16 protein-coding genes are annotated in these 20,832 nt (G+C 43.9%); 7 read left to right on the top strand and 9 right to left on the bottom strand.

What is annotated here, in order from left to right; genetic code table 11:
- Positions 1-38: 38 nt before the first annotated feature.
- Positions 39-1,205 (bottom strand): acyl-CoA dehydrogenase, encoded by a 1,167-nt coding sequence (locus tag L0B18_RS04915; RefSeq protein WP_234568526.1) that lies wholly within the window; start codon positions 1,203-1,205, stop codon positions 39-41.
- Between the two features lie 358 nt (positions 1,206-1,563).
- Here L0B18_RS04915 and L0B18_RS04910 point away from each other — a divergent pair, with 358 nt between their 5' ends.
- The 3 genes from L0B18_RS04910 to L0B18_RS04900 all read left to right on the top strand — a co-directional run bounded on the left by L0B18_RS04910 (position 1,564) and on the right by L0B18_RS04900 (position 6,642).
- Positions 1,564-3,552 (top strand): methylmalonyl-CoA mutase family protein, encoded by a 1,989-nt coding sequence (locus L0B18_RS04910; RefSeq protein ID WP_234568524.1) that lies wholly within the window; start codon positions 1,564-1,566, stop codon positions 3,550-3,552.
- A complete protein-coding gene (gene scpA, locus L0B18_RS04905; RefSeq protein ID WP_234568522.1) occupies positions 3,539-5,683 on the top strand; it encodes a methylmalonyl-CoA mutase in 2,145 nt (714 codons plus the stop codon). Before L0B18_RS04910 ends, scpA begins: the two co-directional genes overlap by 14 nt.
- A 200-nt stretch (positions 5,684-5,883) precedes the next feature.
- Positions 5,884-6,642, top strand: coding sequence for a TerC family protein (locus tag L0B18_RS04900; RefSeq protein ID WP_234568513.1), 759 nt, complete (start codon positions 5,884-5,886; stop codon positions 6,640-6,642).
- A 135-nt stretch (positions 6,643-6,777) separates the two neighbouring features.
- Here L0B18_RS04900 and L0B18_RS04895 read toward each other — a convergent pair whose 3' ends face one another.
- From L0B18_RS04895 to L0B18_RS04885, 3 genes are read right to left on the bottom strand one after another with little or no spacing between them, the layout of a single operon-like run.
- Positions 6,778-7,827, bottom strand: a complete 1,050-nt coding sequence (locus L0B18_RS04895) for a phosphatase domain-containing protein (protein ID WP_234568511.1) — start codon at positions 7,825-7,827, stop codon at positions 6,778-6,780.
- 18 nt (positions 7,828-7,845) lie between these two features.
- Complete coding sequence (locus L0B18_RS04890; protein ID WP_234568509.1) at positions 7,846-8,451, bottom strand: hypothetical protein; 606 nt, start codon at positions 8,449-8,451, stop codon at positions 7,846-7,848.
- Positions 8,448-8,921 (bottom strand): SRPBCC family protein, encoded by a 474-nt coding sequence (locus L0B18_RS04885; RefSeq protein WP_234568507.1) that lies wholly within the window; start codon positions 8,919-8,921, stop codon positions 8,448-8,450. Before L0B18_RS04885 ends, L0B18_RS04890 begins: the two co-directional genes overlap by 4 nt.
- A gap of 139 nt (positions 8,922-9,060) precedes the next feature.
- On the opposite strand from L0B18_RS04885, the gene meaB reads away from it, so the two are divergent.
- The 3 genes from meaB (at position 9,061) to L0B18_RS04870 (ending at position 11,734) form a co-directional block, all read left to right on the top strand.
- Positions 9,061-10,113 carry a methylmalonyl Co-A mutase-associated GTPase MeaB gene (gene meaB / locus L0B18_RS04880; protein WP_234568498.1) on the top strand — a complete coding sequence of 351 codons (1,053 nt, stop codon included), beginning with the start codon at positions 9,061-9,063 and terminating at the stop codon, positions 10,111-10,113.
- Between the two features lie 74 nt (positions 10,114-10,187).
- Positions 10,188-10,814, top strand: coding sequence for a class I SAM-dependent methyltransferase (locus L0B18_RS04875; protein WP_370647528.1), 627 nt, complete (start codon positions 10,188-10,190; stop codon positions 10,812-10,814).
- A 104-nt stretch (positions 10,815-10,918) separates the two neighbouring features.
- Positions 10,919-11,734 (top strand): DUF1206 domain-containing protein, encoded by an 816-nt coding sequence (locus L0B18_RS04870; protein ID WP_234568489.1) that lies wholly within the window; start codon positions 10,919-10,921, stop codon positions 11,732-11,734.
- Here L0B18_RS04870 and L0B18_RS04865 read toward each other — a convergent pair.
- The 3 genes from L0B18_RS04865 to L0B18_RS04855 form a co-directional block, all read right to left on the bottom strand.
- The gene (locus tag L0B18_RS04865) at positions 11,731-13,185 is read right to left on the bottom strand and encodes an HTTM domain-containing protein (RefSeq protein ID WP_234568487.1); all 1,455 of its coding nucleotides are present in this window, start codon (positions 13,183-13,185) and stop codon (positions 11,731-11,733) included. The two genes, L0B18_RS04870 and L0B18_RS04865, sit on opposite strands and share 4 nt — an antisense overlap.
- Before the next feature lie 222 nt (positions 13,186-13,407).
- Entirely contained in the window at positions 13,408-14,136 is a 729-nt protein-coding gene (locus tag L0B18_RS04860; RefSeq protein WP_234568478.1) for a hypothetical protein, read from the bottom strand.
- A 208-nt stretch (positions 14,137-14,344) separates the two neighbouring features.
- On the bottom strand, positions 14,345-16,693 hold the full coding sequence (locus tag L0B18_RS04855; RefSeq protein WP_234568472.1) for an amino acid permease: 2,349 nt from the start codon (positions 16,691-16,693) through the stop codon (positions 14,345-14,347).
- A 258-nt stretch (positions 16,694-16,951) separates the two neighbouring features.
- Between L0B18_RS04855 and L0B18_RS04850 the strand changes: the two genes are divergently transcribed.
- Entirely contained in the window at positions 16,952-18,517 is a 1,566-nt protein-coding gene (locus tag L0B18_RS04850) for a Na+/H+ antiporter NhaC family protein (RefSeq protein WP_234568406.1), read from the top strand.
- A gap of 102 nt (positions 18,518-18,619) precedes the next feature.
- Here L0B18_RS04850 and L0B18_RS04845 read toward each other — a convergent pair whose 3' ends face one another.
- Positions 18,620-19,231, bottom strand: a complete 612-nt coding sequence (locus L0B18_RS04845) for a DUF4159 domain-containing protein (RefSeq protein WP_234568404.1) — start codon at positions 19,229-19,231, stop codon at positions 18,620-18,622.
- Positions 19,232-19,590: 359 nt separating this feature from the next.
- The gene (locus L0B18_RS04840; protein ID WP_234568402.1) at positions 19,591-20,763 is read right to left on the bottom strand and encodes a histidine kinase dimerization/phosphoacceptor domain -containing protein; all 1,173 of its coding nucleotides are present in this window, start codon (positions 20,761-20,763) and stop codon (positions 19,591-19,593) included.
- Positions 20,764-20,832: the final 69 nt, after the last annotated feature.

Genomic DNA, 20,832 nt, shown 5'->3' with positions numbered 1-20,832 from the left:
ACGAACATCGATATGATTGCAAATCATTCCAAAAAAATTCATTCCTTCAAAATAATTTTGGATATCGTCTGAAGTTGCATATTCGACGTACCTTCGTAGATCTTCCCGATTTTCGAATCTCTGTAATATTTTTCCACGGGATATTCCCTCACATATCCATAGCCGCCATAAAGATCTATAGCCATAGAACTGACTTTCTCTGCCACTTCGGAACTGTAATATTTTGCCATGGCCGCCTCTTTCAGAAAAGGTTTTCCTGCTTCTTTGAGCCTTGCAGCGTTATATACCAGCAGGCGGGCCATCTCCAATTCGGTTGCCATCTTTGCAAGCTGAAACTGAACGCCCTGGAATTCAGAAATGGATTGCCCAAACTGTTGACGTTCTTTGGTATAACTGATCGCCGCATCGTATGCAGCCTGGGCAATTCCAATCATTTGTGCCCCAATTCCAATTCGTCCCTCATTCAGGGTTTCGATAGCCACTTTGTATCCTTTTCCAACTTCCCCGAGAATATTTTCTTTCGGAACTCTCACGTCTTCAAATGTCAGTCCGCAAGTTGAGCTGGCCCGAATTCCAAGTTTATCCTCTTTTTTTGATATGGAAAATCCGGCCATTCCCCTTTCAACAATAAAACAGGTAATTCCTTTGTATCCCACCTCCGGATTGATATTCGCGAATACCAGGAAAATATCGGCTTCATTGGCATTGGTAATCCAAAGCTTGGTGCCGTTCAGGATGTATGAATCGCCGTCTTCTTTTGCAGAGCATTTCAGCGCGAAAGCATCACTGCCCGAACCCGCTTCCGAAAGGCAGTACGCCCCTACTTTTTCGGTGGCTAATTGTGGCAAAAAACGTTCTTTGATTTCATCCGAGCCCCATCTCAGAATGGCATTGTTTACCAGTGTATTTTGTACATCCATAAAAACGCCAACGGAGGCGTCTACCCTGGAAATTTGCTCGATGGCTACAATACTCATAAAAAATGTACCGCCACCACCTTCGTACTTCTCAGGAATTTCTATTCCCATAAATCCCATTTCAAAAAAGAGCCGGATAAGTTCGGGATCGAGCTTTGCTTTCTCATCCATCTCCTGAACTTTTGGATGAATCACCGTATCCGCAAATTCCGCAGCCGCATCTTTCAGCATCTGCTCGTCTTCGGTTAGTTGTGTCAATGGATTTGAAGTTGTTCTATTCTCCGTCATAATCTCTTTACATTTTAAATCCGAAATCCTGCCTTTCTATTTAACATAAGTTCGATTTAAAAAAGAATAAAGTAATGAAATCCTTCGCATCGACAATGCTCAATGAATTTCTATCGAACTTGCGTTATTTAATATCTGAACCATTTTTTAACAATCCCTTCAACATAAGAATTCTTCAAAAAGGCATCTTATGCAGAATTGTTTTGGGAATGATTGGCACGTCAACTTTAATTGAGAATTATCTCTAAAATATATGTATTTGAAAGCGCTTTTACCCAAATGAATCACTCAATTTGTTAGGGAATAAAGCCGGGTCTGATTATTTTTAATAATAAGGTTCATTTAAGACAGAAATACCATGACAACCAATAAAAACGGACAAAAAAAGAGGTTGTGGGATTTTGAGCCTGTACGTAAAATCGAGTGGGAAGAACAGATCACAAAAGATCTGAAAGGGGCCGACTATAAGGCCAGATTATTTTGGGACTCCCGCGAAGGTTTCACTACTGCTCCTTTCTACATGAGAGAAGACCTGCAAAACCTGGAGCATAATGCTAAAGACACCATCCTCAGCAAAACCGGATGGACATGCTGTGCTCCCATTTATGAAACATCTCCTGAAGAGGCAAACAAATTTATTAAAAAAGCAATCCACAAGGGTTGTGGGGCTTTCTTTATTCAATCGAAATCGTCCTGGAAATCGGGAAATCTCGGTGGAGATATGCACGGAACACAAATCCAAAAAGAGGTTGATCTTGATCAGCTTGTAGATGGATTTGATGTGGACAGCGTTGAATTTACATTTGACTCGGGAATGACTACTCCCGCACTTGTAGCAATGTTGAAAAATCATCCGAATGAGTTTACAAATCCCAAGTTTATTTTCGATCCATTTACATATGTCGCCGAACGCGGACGTATGCCACTTGGCAAAAAGAAACTGAAAGGGATTGTAAACGAACTCGCTGCTCAGAAAAATTATAAAACACTTTGTGCCGACGGACTTTTTTATCACCGCTCTGGCGCAACCATTGTACAGGAGTTGGGACTGGCTCTTGCAACGGTCAGCGAATTCTTGTCATTGATTGACAAGGAAAACAGGCAAAACGCGGCGAATGCTATTTTTGTACGCCTCGCTGCCGGACCGCTTTATTTCCCCGAAATTGCCAAATTCCGGGCTGTTCGAATACTTTGGGATCAATTGATAAAGGCATATGGATTTGAGAATCTGCCGCAACTAACGGTGATTGCAGAAACATCAAAAATAAACAAGACCCTTACCGATCGGCATAATAATCTGATTCGAACCATTACCGAATCGATGTCGGCTGTTTTGGGAGGTGTGGATCAACTGATGGTTCATCCTTATGATGTTCTCGAATCTACCCCCGGCGATTTCTCCAGACGCATTGCCCGAAATGTGCAATACATTTTGAGGGATGAATCTCATCTTGGTAAAGTGGCTGATCCATCTGCCGGTTCGTACTACATCGAAAACCTGACTTCCTCCATCGCCAAAGAAGCGTGGGAGTATTTTCAAACCATTGAGAAAGAAGGCGGCTTGATACAGAGTCTTAAAAACGGATCCATCCAGGAAGTGATCAACCGATCTAAAAAAGAACGCGAAGATGCTGTAAATCGAGGAAAAAAAGTTCTGGTTGGAACCAATTACTATGCGAATGCAGAAGAAGATCTGCCGGTGACGTTGAATCCGCCGTCATTTGCAGACTCGCTTGAACTGACCGATTTTGAGTTTAAACAAACAAACGGAAGCCTCATCAAGGCATTGCAAAAATCCTTCAAAAAAGGAGCCACAGTTGGCGATGTAATCCAAACGATGCTGAAACCGAAAAAAGTTCTTTATCAAACGGTTGAGGAGACAAACCTTGGGTCTGTCTTTGGTGAAATCCGGCTCCGAACAAAATCACTCACTAAAGAAACCGGAATTGAGCCTGTGGTTCACCTGGTTCCTGTTGGCGATGTAAGATGGCGAAACGCCCGTGCCACCTTCTCGCACAACACCCTGGGCTGTGGCGGTTTTAAAATGGACCACCCCAATGGTTATGATTCGGTTGATGAAGCCGCTGAAAAAATTGAAACCGGAAATGCAGACATCTTTGTACTCTGTAGTTCAGACAAAGAGTATGAAGAGCTGATTGAACCATTCTGCAATGCATTTTCCAAAAAAGGAATTTGTATCCTGGCCGGGCATCCGGGCGACAACGAAGAGAAATACCGCAAAGCAGGTATGGATATCTTTATTTATAAAGGCATGAACATCCCAGCCATGCTGCTGGATATCCAAAACAACCTGTTTGAAATGGAGGAAAAACATGAGACGACCTGATTTTTCAAAAATCCCGTATAAACCGAACGGAACACAGGAGAGTACTTCAACTACGAAACAGAAGGCTTGGGAAACACCGGAACACATCCCGGTAAAACATCGGTTCACTGCAGATGATATTGAATCGATTCAGCATTTGGATTTCGCCGCCGGCATTCCGCCTTATTTGCGCGGACCATACTCCACGATGTACACCATGCGTCCGTGGACGATTCGTCAGTACGCCGGATTTTCAACGGCTGAGGAGTCCAACGCTTTTTATCGAAGAAATTTGGCTGCCGGCCAAAAAGGCCTTTCCGTTGCGTTTGATTTGGCCACTCATCGTGGATATGATTCCGATCACCCGCGTGTAACCGGCGATGTAGGTAAAGCCGGTGTGGCCATCGATTCTATTCTGGATATGAAAATCCTGTTTGACCAGATTCCGCTGGATGAGATGTCGGTTTCCATGACGATGAATGGAGCCGTGATTCCAATCATGGCATTTTATATCGTTGCGGCCGAAGAACAGGGTGTGCCGACCGAAAAACTGAGTGGTACCATTCAGAATGATATCCTGAAAGAGTTCATGGTGCGGAATACGTACATCTATCCGCCGGAACCGTCTATGCGAATTATTGGAGATATTTTTGAATATACATCCCAAAAAATGCCTCGCTTCAACTCCATTAGTGTGAGCGGTTATCACATGCAGGAGGCCGGAGCCACGGCCGATATTGAATTGGCTTATACACTGGCGGATGGCCTGGAATACGTGCGGCGCGGCATCAAAGCCGGTTTAAGCATTGATGACTTTGCACCGCGTATTTCGTTCTTCTGGGCTATTGGAATGAACCATTTTATGGAAATCGCAAAAATGCGCGCCGGCCGATTGCTTTGGGCAAAACTGATGAAACAGTTCAACCCGAAAAATCCGAAGTCGCTTTCACTGCGAACGCACAGCCAAACTTCCGGTTATAGTTTAACCGAGCAGGATCCGTTTAACAATGTGGCCAGAACCGCCATCGAGGCGATGGCGGCCGCACTCGGGCACACCCAATCCCTCCATACCAATGCGTTGGATGAAGCAATTGCGCTGCCAACGGATTTCTCAGCCCGAATCGCCAGAAATACACAGCTTGTTTTACAGGAAGAAACCGGAATCACCAAATCCATTGATCCCTGGGCCGGCTCCTATTATGTGGAGTATTTAACCGATCAGCTTGCACGGCGCGCTCTTGAGTTAATTGAAGAGGTTGAAAAGCTTGGCGGAATGGCAAAAGCAATTCAAACCGGAATTCCGAAGATGCGGATTGAAGAAGCATCCGCCAGAAAACAGGCCCGAATCGACAGTGGTAAAGAGACGATTGTTGGCGTGAATAAATATCGGTTGCAAAAAGAAGAACCGATTGATATTCTGGAAGTGGATAACGAAAAAGTTCGGAATTCTCAGATCGAACGGCTCCGAAAATTACGGGCTGAAAGAAACGAGGATGACGTTCAACAAGCGTTAGAAGCTATTGCTGAATCTTCTAAAACCGGTAATGGCAATCTTCTTGAACTTGCTGTTGATGCTGCCCGAAAACGTGCCTCGCTCGGAGAAATCTCTATGGCGATGGAAAAAGAATTCGGACGGTACCAGGCAACCATTAAATCAATCTCCGGAGTATATTCATCTGAAATGAAAAAAGATAAAGCATTTGATGAAGCCCGAAAACTGGCCGACCAGTTTGAAGAACAAGAAGGACGGCGACCGCGAATCATGGTTGCCAAAATGGGACAAGACGGCCACGACCGCGGTGCTAAAGTCATATCCACCAGCTTCGCCGATCTGGGTTTTGATGTGGACATTGGTCCGCTGTTCCAAACTCCAGAGGAAGCCGCCAAACAAGCTGTAGAAAATGACGTGCATATCCTGGGAGTATCCAGCCTGGCAGCCGGCCATAAAACACTTGTACCAAATGTTCTTGCAGAACTTAAAAAATATGGTCGTGATGATATCATGGTCATAGTTGGTGGTGTGATTCCAAACCAAGATTACCAATATCTTTATGATAATGGAGTAGCTGCAGTATTTGGGCCGGGAACCGTCATTCCCGAAGCGGCGAAAAAAATCTTAAAGCTGATGTTGAACAGAGAAATTGTCGCTTAGTAAAACCGCAAAGACCGCCAGGATCCACTAAATTTTCTTGGCGATCTTTGCTGGTTATTTCTCACCGTGTACTCTGCATCAATCCCGGCATACTTCAAAAAGTATTTTAAGGGTGGGGAACACTTTGCTGTAAAAATCGATCTCAATCACTATCTTGCCCAAACTTGAAGAGACACAAGAATTTAAGATAGAGATCCCACATGGAAATATTTTTAAGCGCCGAAAGCTGGATTGCCCTTCTCACCCTCACCTTTCTTGAGATAGTTCTTGGGGTCGACAACATCATTTTTATCTCTATCGTATCGAACAAATTGCCGGTTCATCAGCAGAAAAAAGCACGAACGACAGGATTGGTTCTGGCTCTTGTATTCCGGATTTTGATGCTGCTTAGCATTAGCTGGATTATTGGATTTACCGAACCGCTCTTTTCCGTATTTGGACAAGAAATCAGTATTCGCGATTTAATTCTTTTCGTTGGTGGAGTCTTCCTGATTTTTAAAAGTACGGTTGAAATTCACCATAAAATGGAGGGAGAACATGACGAAAAAGGCAAAAAAGAACTCGCTACATTTGGCCAGGTCATTTTCCAGATTGTAGCTTTAGATGTGATTTTCTCGTTCGACAGTATTTTAACCGCCATCGGTTTAACTGAAGAATTGATGCTGATGATTATTGCCGTAACGATTGCAATCGGGGTCATGATTGCATTTGCCGGAAAAATCAGCAGCTTCATCAAAAAACATCCCACACTGGAAGTTCTGGCCCTCTCCTTCCTCATTTTGATTGGATTTATGTTGATGATTGAAGCGTTTGAAATCCACGTACCCAAAGGCTACATCTACTTTGCCGTGTTCTTCTCGCTGATGGTGGAAATTGTCAACATGAAAATCCGCAAGAAAAAAGATGCAACCGAACCTGTGAAGTTGAGGAAACGATTTGAGGATGGGGCGACGGACTAAATAATGTCATCGCGTGTCCTGATTTTTCAGGACGCGGCGATCTCCAAACCTTTATAGGGGGTGTCGCTTGTAATCATGCTCGGGGATTGCCACGGTCGCAAGCTCCCTCGCAATGACCTGAATTTACACTTTCTATCATTCCTGTATCCACCCCATACTCTTCGCGTGTTCCAGCGCTTCGTGAGAGTCTTTCATCAACAGAAAAGGAATATCCAAGTCTTTCGTCATTTCTCTGATTTCTTTTTTTCGGGCATCAGAATGGACATGACGTATGTAAATGGCCATTACCCGGCCGGGGTATTTTTTGTGAATATCGAGATAGATTTCGGGGTCTTCCTCTCCACTGTCGCCAATTAAAATGAATGGAAGTTTGTCGTACACATCCAAAATCATCTCAATATTTCGTGTTTTGAACGAATGCGAACTCTCTTTGATCCACTGGCTTGGGCCGATTCCCAAATCCCTCAGCACAAACGGCGCTTTCGGAATGTTATTCAACCTGCAAAACGTATCCAGCATTTCATACAGATTGTATGAACTTCCCGATACAAACAGGAGCGGGTTTTTATGAGTTTGAGTCAACTCGCGATACAATTCAGGAACACCTTCAAAAGCCACCCGGTTTTCTGAATCGTAGCGAATGGTATTCAAAACCATCTGGATTTTATTGATGATATCGGTATGAATGATCGTATCGTCAATGTCTGAAATAATGCCAAACGAATGGGATTGTTTGGAGATAAGTACCTCGCCGGTAGTTTTGGATTCAAAGCTTAGATCAACCGGCATTTGTGTGATTTCGAGATCCACATTATACCAGCCATCTTCCAAATTTGCCGCATGCAGGTTCTTGAAATGCAGATCAAAATATCCCTCGTCGTCACTGATAGAATTCGCTTCCACCCCGTTTAGAGTTCCCTTAACACCTACGCCCGGAATTTCATCACTGGCATACCGTTTCCAGGTTTTTTTCAGGTTGTAGTAAAGCGTATTCGGAACCACTTTCCCCCCATGAATAATCTCTTCTTTTTCAAGAATGCGGCCTCTCAGAAACGCCTCCTTTTCATTTCCAAATCCCCGGTATGGAAAAATGATAACATCGTTATAAAGATCCAGTTTGTTTTTTACCCGGTACTTCAGCTTGTCGTATCCCAGCTCTGCTTTAATAATCAGATCTTTCAGCATATTCTTACTTTGGGATTTCTATACCTGTTCTCCGTTCAGCTTGTGCAGCAACTGGGGATATCCGTACGAATCCAGTTCTTTCAGTTCAAGAAAGTCAACTTCCAAAATATTCAGTGCAGCCAGCAGATTCTCCTTTTGCTTGTTACCGGAGCTAAATGCCTCAAATCCAAAGGTGTAGAGTGTCTGATCCAGTTCTTCCAGGTGAATTTCCGTAAATTCTGCGCCGCAGCCTTCATCTACAAATTCTCCCTGAACTGACCTCAATGTACTCTGATCTGCGATTTCATAACTTTTTTTAAACCGTTTCTTTTTGACGGCGATCCAATCTCCCATCATTTTTTTATCAATGGTATTGAGGATGTTCTTCTCTTCTGATGTGCTCCACTTTATCCAATGTTCCATCATTCCGAACTCCATCTCCTCATCTTCCGCACATTTCACTTTCAGTTCGTGATTTCCTTCCCGGATTTTTATACCGGTATTGATCGTGCCGGACATCAGGTAATAATCGGTTCGGTCCGATTCTCTTGTCCCTTCTCCGGATTCGGGCAAACGTTTATAAAAATCCCAGATTAAATCCTTTTGTGGTGTAAACCATCGTATTTCGGAGCTTTTAAAAATCATTTTCTATCCTGTCTTTCACAATATTCTCTATAACAATTCAAAATATAATCCCATCCGGATGGGGAATCCATCATTGCCATGTACTCTTCTGCCCCATCCCCATGGTTTTCAAAATTTTTATGCTCCAGTCTTACTGTTGTTGAATCATTCTCCACTTCATCAAATTCAACAACTACCTGACTTGCACGATTTGGATTTGGGACGGGTTCGCGCTTTGAACTAATTTGCCATTTAAAATCAATCCTTTCATTCTCTTTAAATTTGGTTATCCGTCCCCAATCACACCGAAAGCCGTATGGACCTATTTCCGTACACAGACCTCCTTTTTTTGCATCCATTCGAATTTCCTTAAGAGTATCCTGAGACCAGGTGTACTCCCTCGGCCACCACTCGTTTAGCTCATTTACAAATCGATTGAATGCAGCAGATTTTATGGATGAAACTACAACTGATTTTTCAATGCTTTTCATTTTTTAGCGATGGTTATTATAAGTATAACTCTCATAATTGTTTTAACTTTCATATCTGAAAGGGAGTTCATATCAACCCGCTGTATTACTATTTTTAATTATTGAAGATATCTGACGATTCCAAATTACTTGTTTTTTCATGCCAAAAACTGACAAAAAATCTAAACCAGTATTTACCGATTCCATCAACCCGAATTTTAAATCAAAAAGCTCTTCGATAAGAGGCAAACAAGAATATATAGATGGGATCAGGGCGGGAAATCGTACGGTCTTATCTCAAGCCATTACCTTGATTGAAAGCACTCGCGCGGAGTATCGGGAACTGGGCGAAGAAGTCCTGGAAGAGTGCCTCGCAGATACCGGAAATTCTGTTCGTATTGGCATTACGGGTGTTCCTGGCGTAGGGAAAAGCACGTTTATAGAATCGCTCGGAAAGCTTCTTTTGAACAATGGACGAAAGCTTGCAGTTCTTACCATTGATCCCAGCAGCAGCCGTTCCAGGGGAAGTATTTTGGGAGACAAAACCCGGATGCCTTGGCTCTCTGCTCACGAGCGGGCTTATATTCGTCCTTCACCATCGGGAGGGACTTTGGGCGGTGTAGCCAGGAAAACCCGCGAAACCATTCTTCTCTGCGAAGCCGCCGGATTTGACACCATTTTTGTGGAAACGGTCGGCGTGGGTCAGTCTGAAACAACGGTTCAATCCATGGTGGACTTCTTTCTTCTGTTGATGCTGGCCGGCGCCGGAGATGAGTTACAAGGTATTAAACGGGGAATTATGGAAATGGCGGATTTAATTGCCATCAACAAGGCCGATCAAAAAAATATCAATAAAGCCAATCAGGCGCGTCAGGAATATAAAAATGCGCTCTCGCTATTCCCGGCGCCCGAGTCCGGCTGGGAACCGCCCGTATTGACCTGTTCAGCTCTTGAAGAAATTGGGCTGAAAGAACTGTGGGAAAAAATTCAGGACTATCTAACCCTCACAAAAGAGAATGGTTATTTTGAAGCCAACCGGAAAGAGCAGGCTGTTTACTGGATGTACGAATCCATCCAATATCAATTAAAAGAGAAACTTTTTCATCATCCGGCGGTTAAAAAAGAACTACCCACAAAAGAGAAAGAGGTCGAAGAGGGAAAAATCAGTTCGTTCAAGGCAGCTACAGAATTGCTGGAATTGTTTAATGGCTGATTGAAATTCTTCAAAAGAAATGTGGGTTGTATTCGTTTAGGTTTAAATCATCAGGAATTAAAGCTTAAAAACCCATCAATTCTGCCGCATCAAATACCGTAAATTACTACGACAAGCTGGCCGAAAGGTACGATAAGCAATATCAATCGTACCTGAAGCATACCCACGAGAAATTACTGTCCAGGCTTCAGCTTACGCAAAAAGATGAGATTCTTGATTCCAGCGCCGGAACCGGCTTACTGGCTCAGGAAATCCTCAAAAAACATACATCATTTAAGAGACTTGTTTTGAACGACCCCTCTTCAAAAATGCTGGAGCGGGCAAAGTACCGGCTTCGGTATAATGATGATATTGAATTCTATGGGCGGTTTTGTGAGCAACTGCCTTTTGATGACAACACATTTTCTCAAATCATCTGCCTGAATTCTTTTCACTATTATACTCATCAGGGAGATGTACTCCGTCATTTTCGGCGAATGTTAAAGCCCGGCGGTAACCTTTGGATACTGGACTGGAACCGTACCGGATCTTTCAAAATTGCCAGCACGCTCATTAGTTGGCTCTCACCTGAAAATATTAACAGCCGCTCGCTGGATGAAATGAAGATCTTATTACAAGAAAATGATTTCAATATCCTTGAAAAAGAAACGTGGGGTTATCGGTGGTGGAATTTCTTCTTCGTGAGGTGTATACCGTGTTAGAGTTTTTCTTCCCTTTTCTCTAATAATTCTCTTGTCTGTTCCATTATTTACTGTACCTTCCGAATGGATTGACGCTCACCCATTTCTTCTAATTAATAGCGTGTATGATGCCAGAAAAAACAACGGTTATTGCCGCAATTGCCCGCACCGGTTATGTAGCCAAGGGAGTGGTCTACTTTCTGGTCGGCCTTCTAACCATGCAGACCGCAATTGGAATGGGAGGAGAAGCGCCCGGAACAACCCAGGCCCTTCAGGAAATTATTTACCGGCCCTTTGGATCGGTTCTTCTGATAGCAATCATAATCGGACTGCTGGCACATGCAATCTGGCGGATCGTTCAGGCTATTTTTGATCCCGAAAACCGGGACGACACACTTTTTGTCAAGTTGTTTCGAGTCGTTGATTTTTCGATTGGATGTCTCTACATATCCCTTTCGTATGCAGCCTGGCAAATTCTCCGCGGCCTTCAGGCGCAAAGCAGTGATGAAAGCACGGAAGTATGGATTGGCCGCATTTTGGAACTCCCTTTTGGAAAATGGCTGGTTATTTTGATTGCCGTGTCCGTTTTAGTTGGAGGTTTTTACCAGTTCTATTCCGCAGTTGTTGCCAGTTTTGACTACAGCTTCGATTCCAAAAACATGAGCAATCCCGAGAAAATTCTTTTGCGCTGGCTGGGTAGAATCGGCATTTTTTCCTGGGGAATCGTTTATTGTATGGTGGCTTACCTGTTATATCGCGCGGCTTCCACTTTTGATGCCGAGGAAGCTGGCGGACTCGCTGAAGCTCTCAATGCCCTGCGTGATCAACCTTTTGGCATCTGGATTTTAGGGATTACCGCAGGCGGACTCATTATTTACGGGCTTTATCTTTTAGTCCTCTCTTATTATCACAAAGTGTATGATGGGAAACCCTTCGATTAATACGCAATAATCCAATCATTGCGTTTCCAGTCATGAAAGCTGACATTCGACAAATCTACATCAGGATCTATCAACGGCCGCCAAGGGCCTCCGTTAAGAGAACATCTTACCTCAGCATATATCGGCTTGCCATCAAAAGCTGTGCTTAGCATCTTGGCGTATTGTGCAATAAGCTGCGGCCTCCCTATCATATCATTATACTGCCAGGATTGCAGCGGCCCTTCATCAATATCCAATGGCTTTTTTTTAAACGATTTTGAATCTGCTATAAAAAAATCCTGTTCGCATGATTTTGACCGCAGCTTCATGTGCCAGGCAAACCGATGGCCTTCTTCAGTCCAACTGGGGTTTCCGGGAATTACATAATGCCTGAGAGGAATAACAATTTGTAAGAAAACCCAAACCCCTAAACCCGCAAGTACAAGGTTTGAATGGGCAGGCTGGTTCTCATGTTGAACCATATTCTCATCAGCAGGATTCTTATGAAAATCCCAAAACAAGATAGGAGTGATTAATAAACCATAAAGCAAAGGAACCAAGTGAAATGCCTGATGAAAAAACAGAGCCAAAAAACCACCTGTAAGTGAAGTAATAACGACCGCTAATTTCAATCGGACTGAATTCATTTCTTTGAGATACGCCCAAAATTGCCGTGGCCAGGAGGACGGTAAATAGATGACCAACACCCCAATCATAAACCAGGGAAATATTCCGATTGAAAAAAGTCGGTCATTACTCAAATGAAAGAACAGGAGTGCAAGCGCCATCCACGGACGAGTTTTGCGAAACATCAACAATGGCAGTGCCAGCAAATCAAGTAAAAGGCCCGCATAGCTGATAAATAAAGTGACTGCAGGTATATCGAAATATTGCCCAACCAGTGGAAAATCCGTCCCCGGAAGCCATAAATCCATCGGAGAACCGGAAAGCCAATCGGCATTTATCTTTGCAATTCCACCAAAAAAATAGACCGCACCTATCTGGAACTGAAGCAGCATCAGAGTCCAGGCCGGAATCCATTTCCGGCGAAGTTTTGGAAAAAGCCAAACATCCACCGAAAACGTGCGATGGGCGGGAATAAACATCATCAGGAAGCTGAGAAGTATAACCAGGTAAAAATGATTGAGATACCGGCCCTGCTCCAGTAAAAATGTGTAGGTAAACAGAACGAAGAAAAGTACGGTACTTGCTCGGTACAAAAACCCTGCAATAATGAATAAACTGAGAGCGCCAAGCACGAAAAAAAGATAATACATGCCATCGCCCGCGAGTGGTTGTATCCAGAAGAATCCGCCATATTTAAAATTCACGAGTGGCTCTATCCAGTAATCATGAATCCAACCATAGGAAAAATAACGATAGACTTCCCACAGCATAATACTGCCAAACAAAATGCGAAAGGCGACAACATTATCCGGCCTTATTGGGTGAAATAATCGACTAAAACGCATGTAATAGTGCTCTCTTACCAAACCAGGCTAAAAGATTCCGGTTCAATAATTATCAGTTTGATGTACAGGTTGCCCTTGAATCATCTCAACTCAAATGAGAAAGGCAGGGATACCACACAACCTTTATGGGTTGAAAAGATAGTTTTTGAAATCTGATTTTGTAAGTGAGATGAGAAGGATTATGGAAATCTAATAATAATCTTCTGCTCCATTTTTCACATCTCACCGAACCATTAACTCCACATGCAAATGATCCGCCGTACCGACATGCCGCAGAGTTTGAAATCCCATCATTTCAAGAGAAGCTTGCAACAATAAATTCCGTATTTCGGTGCGTCCGCGGGTCCGAAGATCAATCGCATGCACATAGCCGGTTTCGTCCTGGCGATAATGTAACGAATGGGGATTTACAGGAAGCCCCATCGCCCCGTAATCGCTCAATACCCGTTCAATATCTGTAATTACAAGATCGCTGTCTGCAAGTGTTACTATTGATATCGCGACGCGTAAGATGGGATGCATGGACCGGTATACATTTCTGATTTCGTCACTTTTGGCATTAACGCTTGAAAGATAGAATAGAGAAAACAGACAGAAACCAAACACCATTGCGCCGGCCCCACCCAGGCTAAACTGAAACCTCTTTTTCCGGTTTTTAATTTTTTGAAACAGGAAAAGCAGATACGTTAACAGAAGCAAAACAGATACGACAATTCCACCACCCAATGAAATCCAGCCGCCGTAACCGTATTCTAAATTCAGGAAAATGGAGGTGCGTACCAGCAGGTAGAATGGAAGAATCATCAGCCCGATAATGCCAAAAAAAATGACGAGCGACCAAATGAACAATTTTCTGAGTTCGGGATGGCCTTTTTGAGAACGTCTTCTATGCCGGTCTTTTTTATGGAGATCCAGCAGCCAGTCTACATCTTTTTGAGATAGGTTATCCATAAAGTTTGGTACGACGTTTACAGGAGGCTGTTTCAGAAAGGCAATTACAAATCAGACCGGACCCCTATTCATGTGTCTGTCCAGAATTTTTTGAGGTGTGTTGATGAAGATGGATAATGATAGCAAAGAAAAAAACTCATTCACCAGTTTGGAACAACCCCATCCATCAACTTTGAGGATTCATCCAACTTTGAAGGAAGAATGTTCACTACTCTCCGGTGGTATCGGGCGAGGTACTCAGGCCCAGCTGTTCTTTCATTCGTTTCAGGCCTTCGCTGGCTTTCAGTTTCCAGTCTTCGGTAACATAACGACGGACCATCAGAACAGAGCATGGAGCACGGTCGGCGATAACATCAGGAATGGTTCCAAATAACACATTTTTGATTCTCCATTCATGAGATGCACCGATAATCACAAGGTCATGCTCATTCTCTTCAAATTCACGAATAATACCATTCGATACCTCTTCTGATTCGCGAACATCAATCCTGAACCTGTCAAATCCTTCTGTTAATTCTTCAATAGACTTGGCCAATTCTTCCCGTTCGGTTTCTAAATCCACACCCGGCTTCACCAACCGCAGTACCTTTAATTCTGCATCCAAAAACCGTGCAATTCTGATTCCCACTTCAAGCCCCAGCCACGCGTGCAAGCCACCTCCCCAAGGCAGAACAATCGATTTGATATCTTTTAATCCCCGGTCTTTCAACACACCAACATCTGTTCTTGCCGTTTTGATGATTTTCTGAACGGGAGTATTATAAATTCTCCCGACACTAAAACCACCCTGCCAGCCCATCAAAAGCATATCGGCCTTTCGCTGTTCGGTTTCATTTACAAGCCCCTGGAAAATATCGTGAGCGGCCTCGGAAACAGATTCAAACGTTGTTCTTGCCAATTGTGTAGCGGATTCTTTGTCTCCCACTTCTTTCTCCTGACGGGATTGCTCGGCAATTTCAGCGATACTCTCCCGCACAGTAGTCTTTTCATTCAGTTTTCTTCGAATCGTAGCGATAGGTGTTTGCAACGGAACGCGAATCATACCAAGCCCGGTTACTTTCCCACCCTCTTTTGTACCGGTGGCGATCAACTGGCTAAGCCGGAGCAGGTCGCCTTCAGTAGCGGGATTTGCAAGGGCGGCTACAACATGCCGTGGTTTTGTGGAGTTAAGTGACCGAACAGCCGGCGCCCATTCTTCCTCTTCACTAATATGGCGTTCTGTAGGCAATGAAAAGACTTTCATCCCGTGTTCATTCCACTTTTCCCTGAATAGCGGCAGGGCATGATCAAATTCAACTTTGTTTCTTCCCCAAACCACATACCAGGCAAGGCTTGCAACAATCAGCACGACAACGGCAATCTGCGCAAAGGTTCCCGAATAAATAATAATCACTAAACAGCCCAGCGATGCAAAAACCTGCAGCCACGGAGTGCCCGGCGTTCGATATGTCGGTTTGTACCAGTCCGGGTTGGCCGCCCGTAAAACAATGCAGCCTATATTTAAAGCGGCATAACTATACAATTGCAGAACACTGGCAATTTTAGCAAGATCCTCCAGGCTTTCCAGAAATAGAAAAGCCAGGGCTAACACACCGGTGAGAAGAATGGCCCGGTAGGGAGTGAGAAGTTTTTCGTGGATGGCGCTCAGCCAGTTGGGAATCATACGGTCGCGCGCCATAGCAAGATTAATCCTGGATGATGCTAGAATACTGGCATTTGCGGATGAAAGTGTTGCAAGGAGTCCTGCAAAAATAATGGCAATAGCACCGGGACTACCCAGAATCGTTCTCGCCGCTGTGGTCAACGGATCACGGACATTGATGATGGTTTCCTGCGTGAACATTCCTGCAATTACGATCAAAATTATCATGTAGAGAACCGTGACCACCGCTACGGACCCAATCAGGGCACGTGGTAAATTTTTTGAGGGTTCTTTGATCTCTTCGGCAACGGCCGCAATTTTTACAAATCCCAGGAAAGAGACAAAAACCAGGGCTGTAGTTGCAGAAATGGACTCTATGCCAAATGGCATAAAAGGCGTAAAGTTATTTGGGTTGATGTAAAAAATGCCGAGAAAGCTGAAGGCGCCAAGAATCACAAATAAAAGCAAAACCACAACTACCTGCGTGCGTCCGGATTCTTTCGCACCTACAATGTTTAGTATCACCAGCAACACGCCGCCGATAGCCGCTCCCCAAAATGCCGTGAGAGGCAGAAATTGGGATAGATATTCCCCCAACCCATACAGGTAAAATGCAATGGCAAATGTCAGGCTCAGCCAAATTCCCACACCTGAAATTGCTCCAAAAGCCGGGCCTAAAGACCGTGACACAAAAAAGTAGTCGCCGCCGGATGTTGGCATTCCGGTTGCCAATTCAGCAGCGCTGGAAGCCGTAATCATACAAACAATGCCGGATACAAGGTAAGCAAACACAGCAGCCGGCCCTGAAATCTCCAGTGCAATTCCCGCTAAAAGAAATATTCCAGCGCCAATCATGGTACCGGCACCAATCGTCAATGCATCCCAAAATCCCAATTCCCGCCGAAGATCACTCATAAACTCAATTTACCTGTTGTATCCGATTTATTGGTTGACCTAACATATCTATCAAAATAATCATTTCGCTTTGAATGACGATTAAAATATTGGGGGTGAGACCAAATATTGAAAATCCTTTTAAAACTATTGACAATGTCCAACGAATCCCTTCTCTTGTGGCGGAGATCAATGAAGCTGCCAGCTTTTATAACAGGTCGTTACATTTGCTATCTACCTGTACATTCTCCCGCTCACTGAATTCTCACAGACCGTTCAATGACTCAAACCGAAAATTACATTCAAAGCCGATTTGGAGACGCCAAGAACAGGCGCCGGATCTATACCGGATTTTTCATTGCCCTGATTATTGCCGGATTTTACCTCGGCTATTATGATAAATTCCCTGAACAGGACGGCCATTATGGTTTATGGTCTATCATGCCTCCACTTGTTGCCATCGTTCTGGCTTTCTGGACACGCGAAGTAGTGAGTGCTCTTTTTATCGGGATTTGTTTGGGTGGAGTGATTTCGGGGGAAGTGAATATTGTTCAAGGTTTTTTGATTCCGTCCATTGGCACCGAAAGTTTCGCCCTGATTTTGCTGGTTTATCTTTGGGCGCTTGGAGGATTGATTGGTATCTGGACCCGAACCGGTGGAGCCGAAGTATTTGCAACCTGGGCCAGTAAGAAAATGGTTCGCGGACCAAAATCAGCAAAGTTTTTTACCTGGTTTATGGGGCTCATTTTCCACCAGGGCGGAACGATTAGTACGGTTCTGACGGGAGCTACCGTACGGCCGGTATCAGACAAACACAAAGTTTCACACGAAGAGCTGGCCTATATGGTCGACTCTACGGCGTCACCCGCTGCAACACTGATTCCCTTTAATGTGTGGCCTTTTTATGTAAGCGGACTGGTAGTCGGAACTTTGCCCATATTTTCTGACCCCATGGATGGCGTCATCTTCTTTTTTGATGCCATTAAATACAACTTCTATGCAATATTTGCCATCTTCATCACTCTCCTTTTTGCCTGGGACAAGCTCCCATGGGTGCCTGGCAAAAAAATGCGTGCGGCGATCAAAAGAGCACGGGAAGGCGGCCCTCTCGATCATTCCAATGCAACTCCGATGGCCGCTGCAGAGCTCACCCAAAAGAAAATTCCGGAGGATTATAATCCCGGCTTGATTGATTTTTTTGGCCCAATCGGCGCTTTACTTGGCGTAGCCATTATTCCGTTTGCGGTTACCTACTTTTTCTTGGGCCACAGAGAAGACCCGACCCTTCTCATTGCCGAGGCATTTGTACTGGCCGTGCTTGTGGGGTTGGGCATTGCCATGGCCAAAGGAATGAAACTGCAAGAAGCCATTGACGGATTTATCGACGGCTGTAAAGGAGTTACTATCGGGGCTATTATTTTAGCGTTGGCAGTCACTCTTAAATCCGTGGCAGACGCCGTTGGCACCGCACCCTATGTGGTTTCTATCTTGGGTGATCTTGTGATGCCCGCTTTCCTGCCCGGGGTTTTAATGGTGCTCTGTATGATCATTGCATTCTCAACGGGAACATCCTGGGGAACTTATGCGGTGGTTTTTCCGGTGGCCGTTCCGCTTGCCTGGGCAGTTGTACCTGATCCGTTTTTTCTCACTCTCTGCTTTTCTGCCGTTATTGGCGGAGCCGTATTTGGCGATCAGTGTTCTCCCATTTCCGATACGACCATTCTAAGCTCATTATCCACCGGATGTGATTTGATGGACCACGTCACCACACAATTCCCGCTCGCGCTTGTGGCAGGAATCCTGGCTGTCATTAGCTACGCGTTGATGGTAATTCTATTTGTTTGATCTCGACAGACCATATTTTCTATACGATTGGCAGATCTAGATCTATACTGTCGATTTATCAATAGCTTGTTTGAGCGTGAGAAATCATTCACCGGCTTCTCCTCACGGATTTGTAAACGCATACACCAGTAAATTCACACCAAACTGAAGTGCGGCGTCGGTTACTTCCTGGGGATTGTCGAATTCGTCGTACGCCCAGCCGTCCGATGGATTGGATTCGTATGTATACAGCAGAACCATTCGCCCGTTTCGGTAGACAGCAAACGCCTGGGGAGTTTTCCCATCGTGTTCGTGAACTTTGGGTGGTCGACCGTCTGGAAAATTAAAGACGTTGCTGTAGATCGGGTGATCCGCCGGAAGTTCAAAAAATCGCTCATCGGGGAAAATATTTTGCAGAATTTCGCGAACGTATTGGTCCATCCCGTAATCGTCATCCACATAAAGAAATCCGCCGTTCTCAAGATATTCCCGTAGGTTTTCCATTTCGGCATCATTCACAGCGATGTTTCCGTGGCCCGTCATAAACAAAAAAGGATAATCAAAAATATCGCGGCTGCCGAGTTGAACATCATCGTAGGTAGACCGGATATTAATCGGCACCTGCTGCTTTGTATATCCAATAAGATTAGTGAGTGAAGATGGCACGTTGTACCAATCACCGCCACCCCGGTATTGCACACGGGCAATGGCAAATCCGTCTTCATTTTGAGCCATGAGAAAGCCCGGTCCAAAAACCGGCAAGAGGAACAAGAAGGCTGCGAATAACTTTTTCAACATAACATGGTTAAACCTGCTTATAGAATATTTTTACAAATAAAAAACGGGTTGTCAGCAAGAATCATATATACAACCGGAGAATTCAATTAGATTAAAATCTTTCTGGGTTGATTGATCAAATCAAAGAAAAGAAATTTTTCCGTCATTTATGAAAATAAGAACGGACTCTTTCTGCCTATTTATTGCTGACCGCATTCTTGGCATTGAAAATTATAACAGATGAGCGTTTGATGAGCAGATTCTATATCCGGGGTTTAATGCAGGAATTTTGCTCACACTGTAGGCCCCGGTTGTTATTACAGGAACTTATTTGCCGATCCGGCTTTATCTGATCGCCGAAACCTCAGTGTACGAATATTTTTGTCGGATTTGGTTCTATAATCACATTTTGCTTCTAATTGTTTGCACAGAACCTCGATAAGCTGAAATCCTGAATCGTGTCCATCTTTATGTACATCAGAAAAGTATCGGTCGGTTTGCCTGCCGTTATCTTCAATATCCAGGATGATGGTTTCATTATCCGCATTTTCTGATAAGCGAATTTGAATCTCCGGATGTTCTGTATCCTGAAAACCAAATTTTAACAAATGAAAAATGATTTCACTCACAATCAATGAACAGGGAATAGATTGGTTGACGTTAAGCATCACTTTATCACACTGAAATACCGTGGAAATATCCCGATGAAAATCTACCGTATCAATAATATTGGCAATCAATTTTTCCAGGTTTTCGGCAAAATCCAGGCTGGAAAAACTATGCGCCTCATACAATTGCTCATGAACCGTTGCCATACTTGAAATCCTTGTAACGCTATTGAGGAGTTTATTTTGTATAGCCTCGTCCTTTTCATTATAAGCCTGGATATGAATCATCCCGGAAATAATGGCCATATTGTTTTTTACCCGATGATGAATTTCACTCAGAAGCGTTTTTCGTTCTTCAAGTAACCGGGCGTTGGTAATAGCAATTGCTGCCTGGTGGGCCAATACCTGGAAAAGGGAAATTTCACTCTCATCAAACTGGGCGTCTTCTTTTTTATTTAATGCCTGTAATACTCCAATTACCTCCTCCGACTGATTCTTTAAAGGCACGCAAAGTATATTTCGTGTAGTAAAAATTTCGGGCTCGAAATCTCCATAAAAACGATCATCTTTCGAGACATCATTTACAATCTGGGATTCTGAGTTTCTGGCCACCCACCCGGCAATTCCATTCGTTACCGGAAATCGTCTTCCATGTATTTTCTCGCTGATGGGCCCCGTGGGCACAGTTAAAATTAACTCATTCTTGGTTTCGTCTAATAAATACACAGAACTGGCTTCACTGTCTGTTATTTTCATTGCGGCTTCAATGATATGTAACAGCACACTTTTTAACTCGAGGTTCGAGTTAATATTCCCAATCAATTCTAAAAGCAGATCAACTTTTTCTCTGTATTGCTGATCATTTAGTAAATTGTGATCCATTGATTTCAGCAGTCATGATTAAAGCAATAATCACTTAAAAAAAGTAAGTGAAAAAGACACCGTTGTATA

It is taken from the genome of Rhodohalobacter sp. 614A (assembly GCF_021462415.1).
In the GTDB taxonomy this organism is placed as follows: Bacteria; Bacteroidota; Rhodothermia; order Balneolales; family Balneolaceae; genus Rhodohalobacter.
The sequence above is the reverse complement of the archived record's forward strand: the minus strand, read 5'-3'. Positions and strand labels throughout refer to the sequence as shown.

Bases quoted from the DNA above. Each gene is read 5' to 3' on its own strand.
- L0B18_RS04915 (WP_234568526.1), bottom strand. From the start codon at position 1,205: ATGACGGAGAATAGAACAACTTCAAATCCATTGACACAACTAACCGAA.
- L0B18_RS04910 (WP_234568524.1), top strand. From the start codon at position 1,564: ATGACAACCAATAAAAACGGACAAAAAAAGAGGTTGTGGGATTTTGAG.
- scpA (WP_234568522.1), top strand. From the start codon at position 3,539: ATGAGACGACCTGATTTTTCAAAAATCCCGTATAAACCGAACGGAACA.
- L0B18_RS04900 (WP_234568513.1), top strand. From the start codon at position 5,884: ATGGAAATATTTTTAAGCGCCGAAAGCTGGATTGCCCTTCTCACCCTC.
- L0B18_RS04895 (WP_234568511.1), bottom strand. From the start codon at position 7,827: ATGCTGAAAGATCTGATTATTAAAGCAGAGCTGGGATACGACAAGCTG.
- L0B18_RS04890 (WP_234568509.1), bottom strand. From the start codon at position 8,451: ATGATTTTTAAAAGCTCCGAAATACGATGGTTTACACCACAAAAGGAT.
- L0B18_RS04885 (WP_234568507.1), bottom strand. From the start codon at position 8,921: ATGAAAAGCATTGAAAAATCAGTTGTAGTTTCATCCATAAAATCTGCT.
- meaB (WP_234568498.1), top strand. From the start codon at position 9,061: ATGCCAAAAACTGACAAAAAATCTAAACCAGTATTTACCGATTCCATC.
- L0B18_RS04870 (WP_234568489.1), top strand. From the start codon at position 10,919: ATGATGCCAGAAAAAACAACGGTTATTGCCGCAATTGCCCGCACCGGT.
- L0B18_RS04865 (WP_234568487.1), bottom strand. From the start codon at position 13,185: ATGCGTTTTAGTCGATTATTTCACCCAATAAGGCCGGATAATGTTGTC.
- L0B18_RS04860 (WP_234568478.1), bottom strand. From the start codon at position 14,136: ATGGATAACCTATCTCAAAAAGATGTAGACTGGCTGCTGGATCTCCAT.
- L0B18_RS04855 (WP_234568472.1), bottom strand. From the start codon at position 16,693: ATGAGTGATCTTCGGCGGGAATTGGGATTTTGGGATGCATTGACGATT.
- L0B18_RS04850 (WP_234568406.1), top strand. From the start codon at position 16,952: ATGACTCAAACCGAAAATTACATTCAAAGCCGATTTGGAGACGCCAAG.
- L0B18_RS04845 (WP_234568404.1), bottom strand. From the start codon at position 19,231: ATGGCTCAAAATGAAGACGGATTTGCCATTGCCCGTGTGCAATACCGG.
- L0B18_RS04840 (WP_234568402.1), bottom strand. From the start codon at position 20,763: ATGGATCACAATTTACTAAATGATCAGCAATACAGAGAAAAAGTTGAT.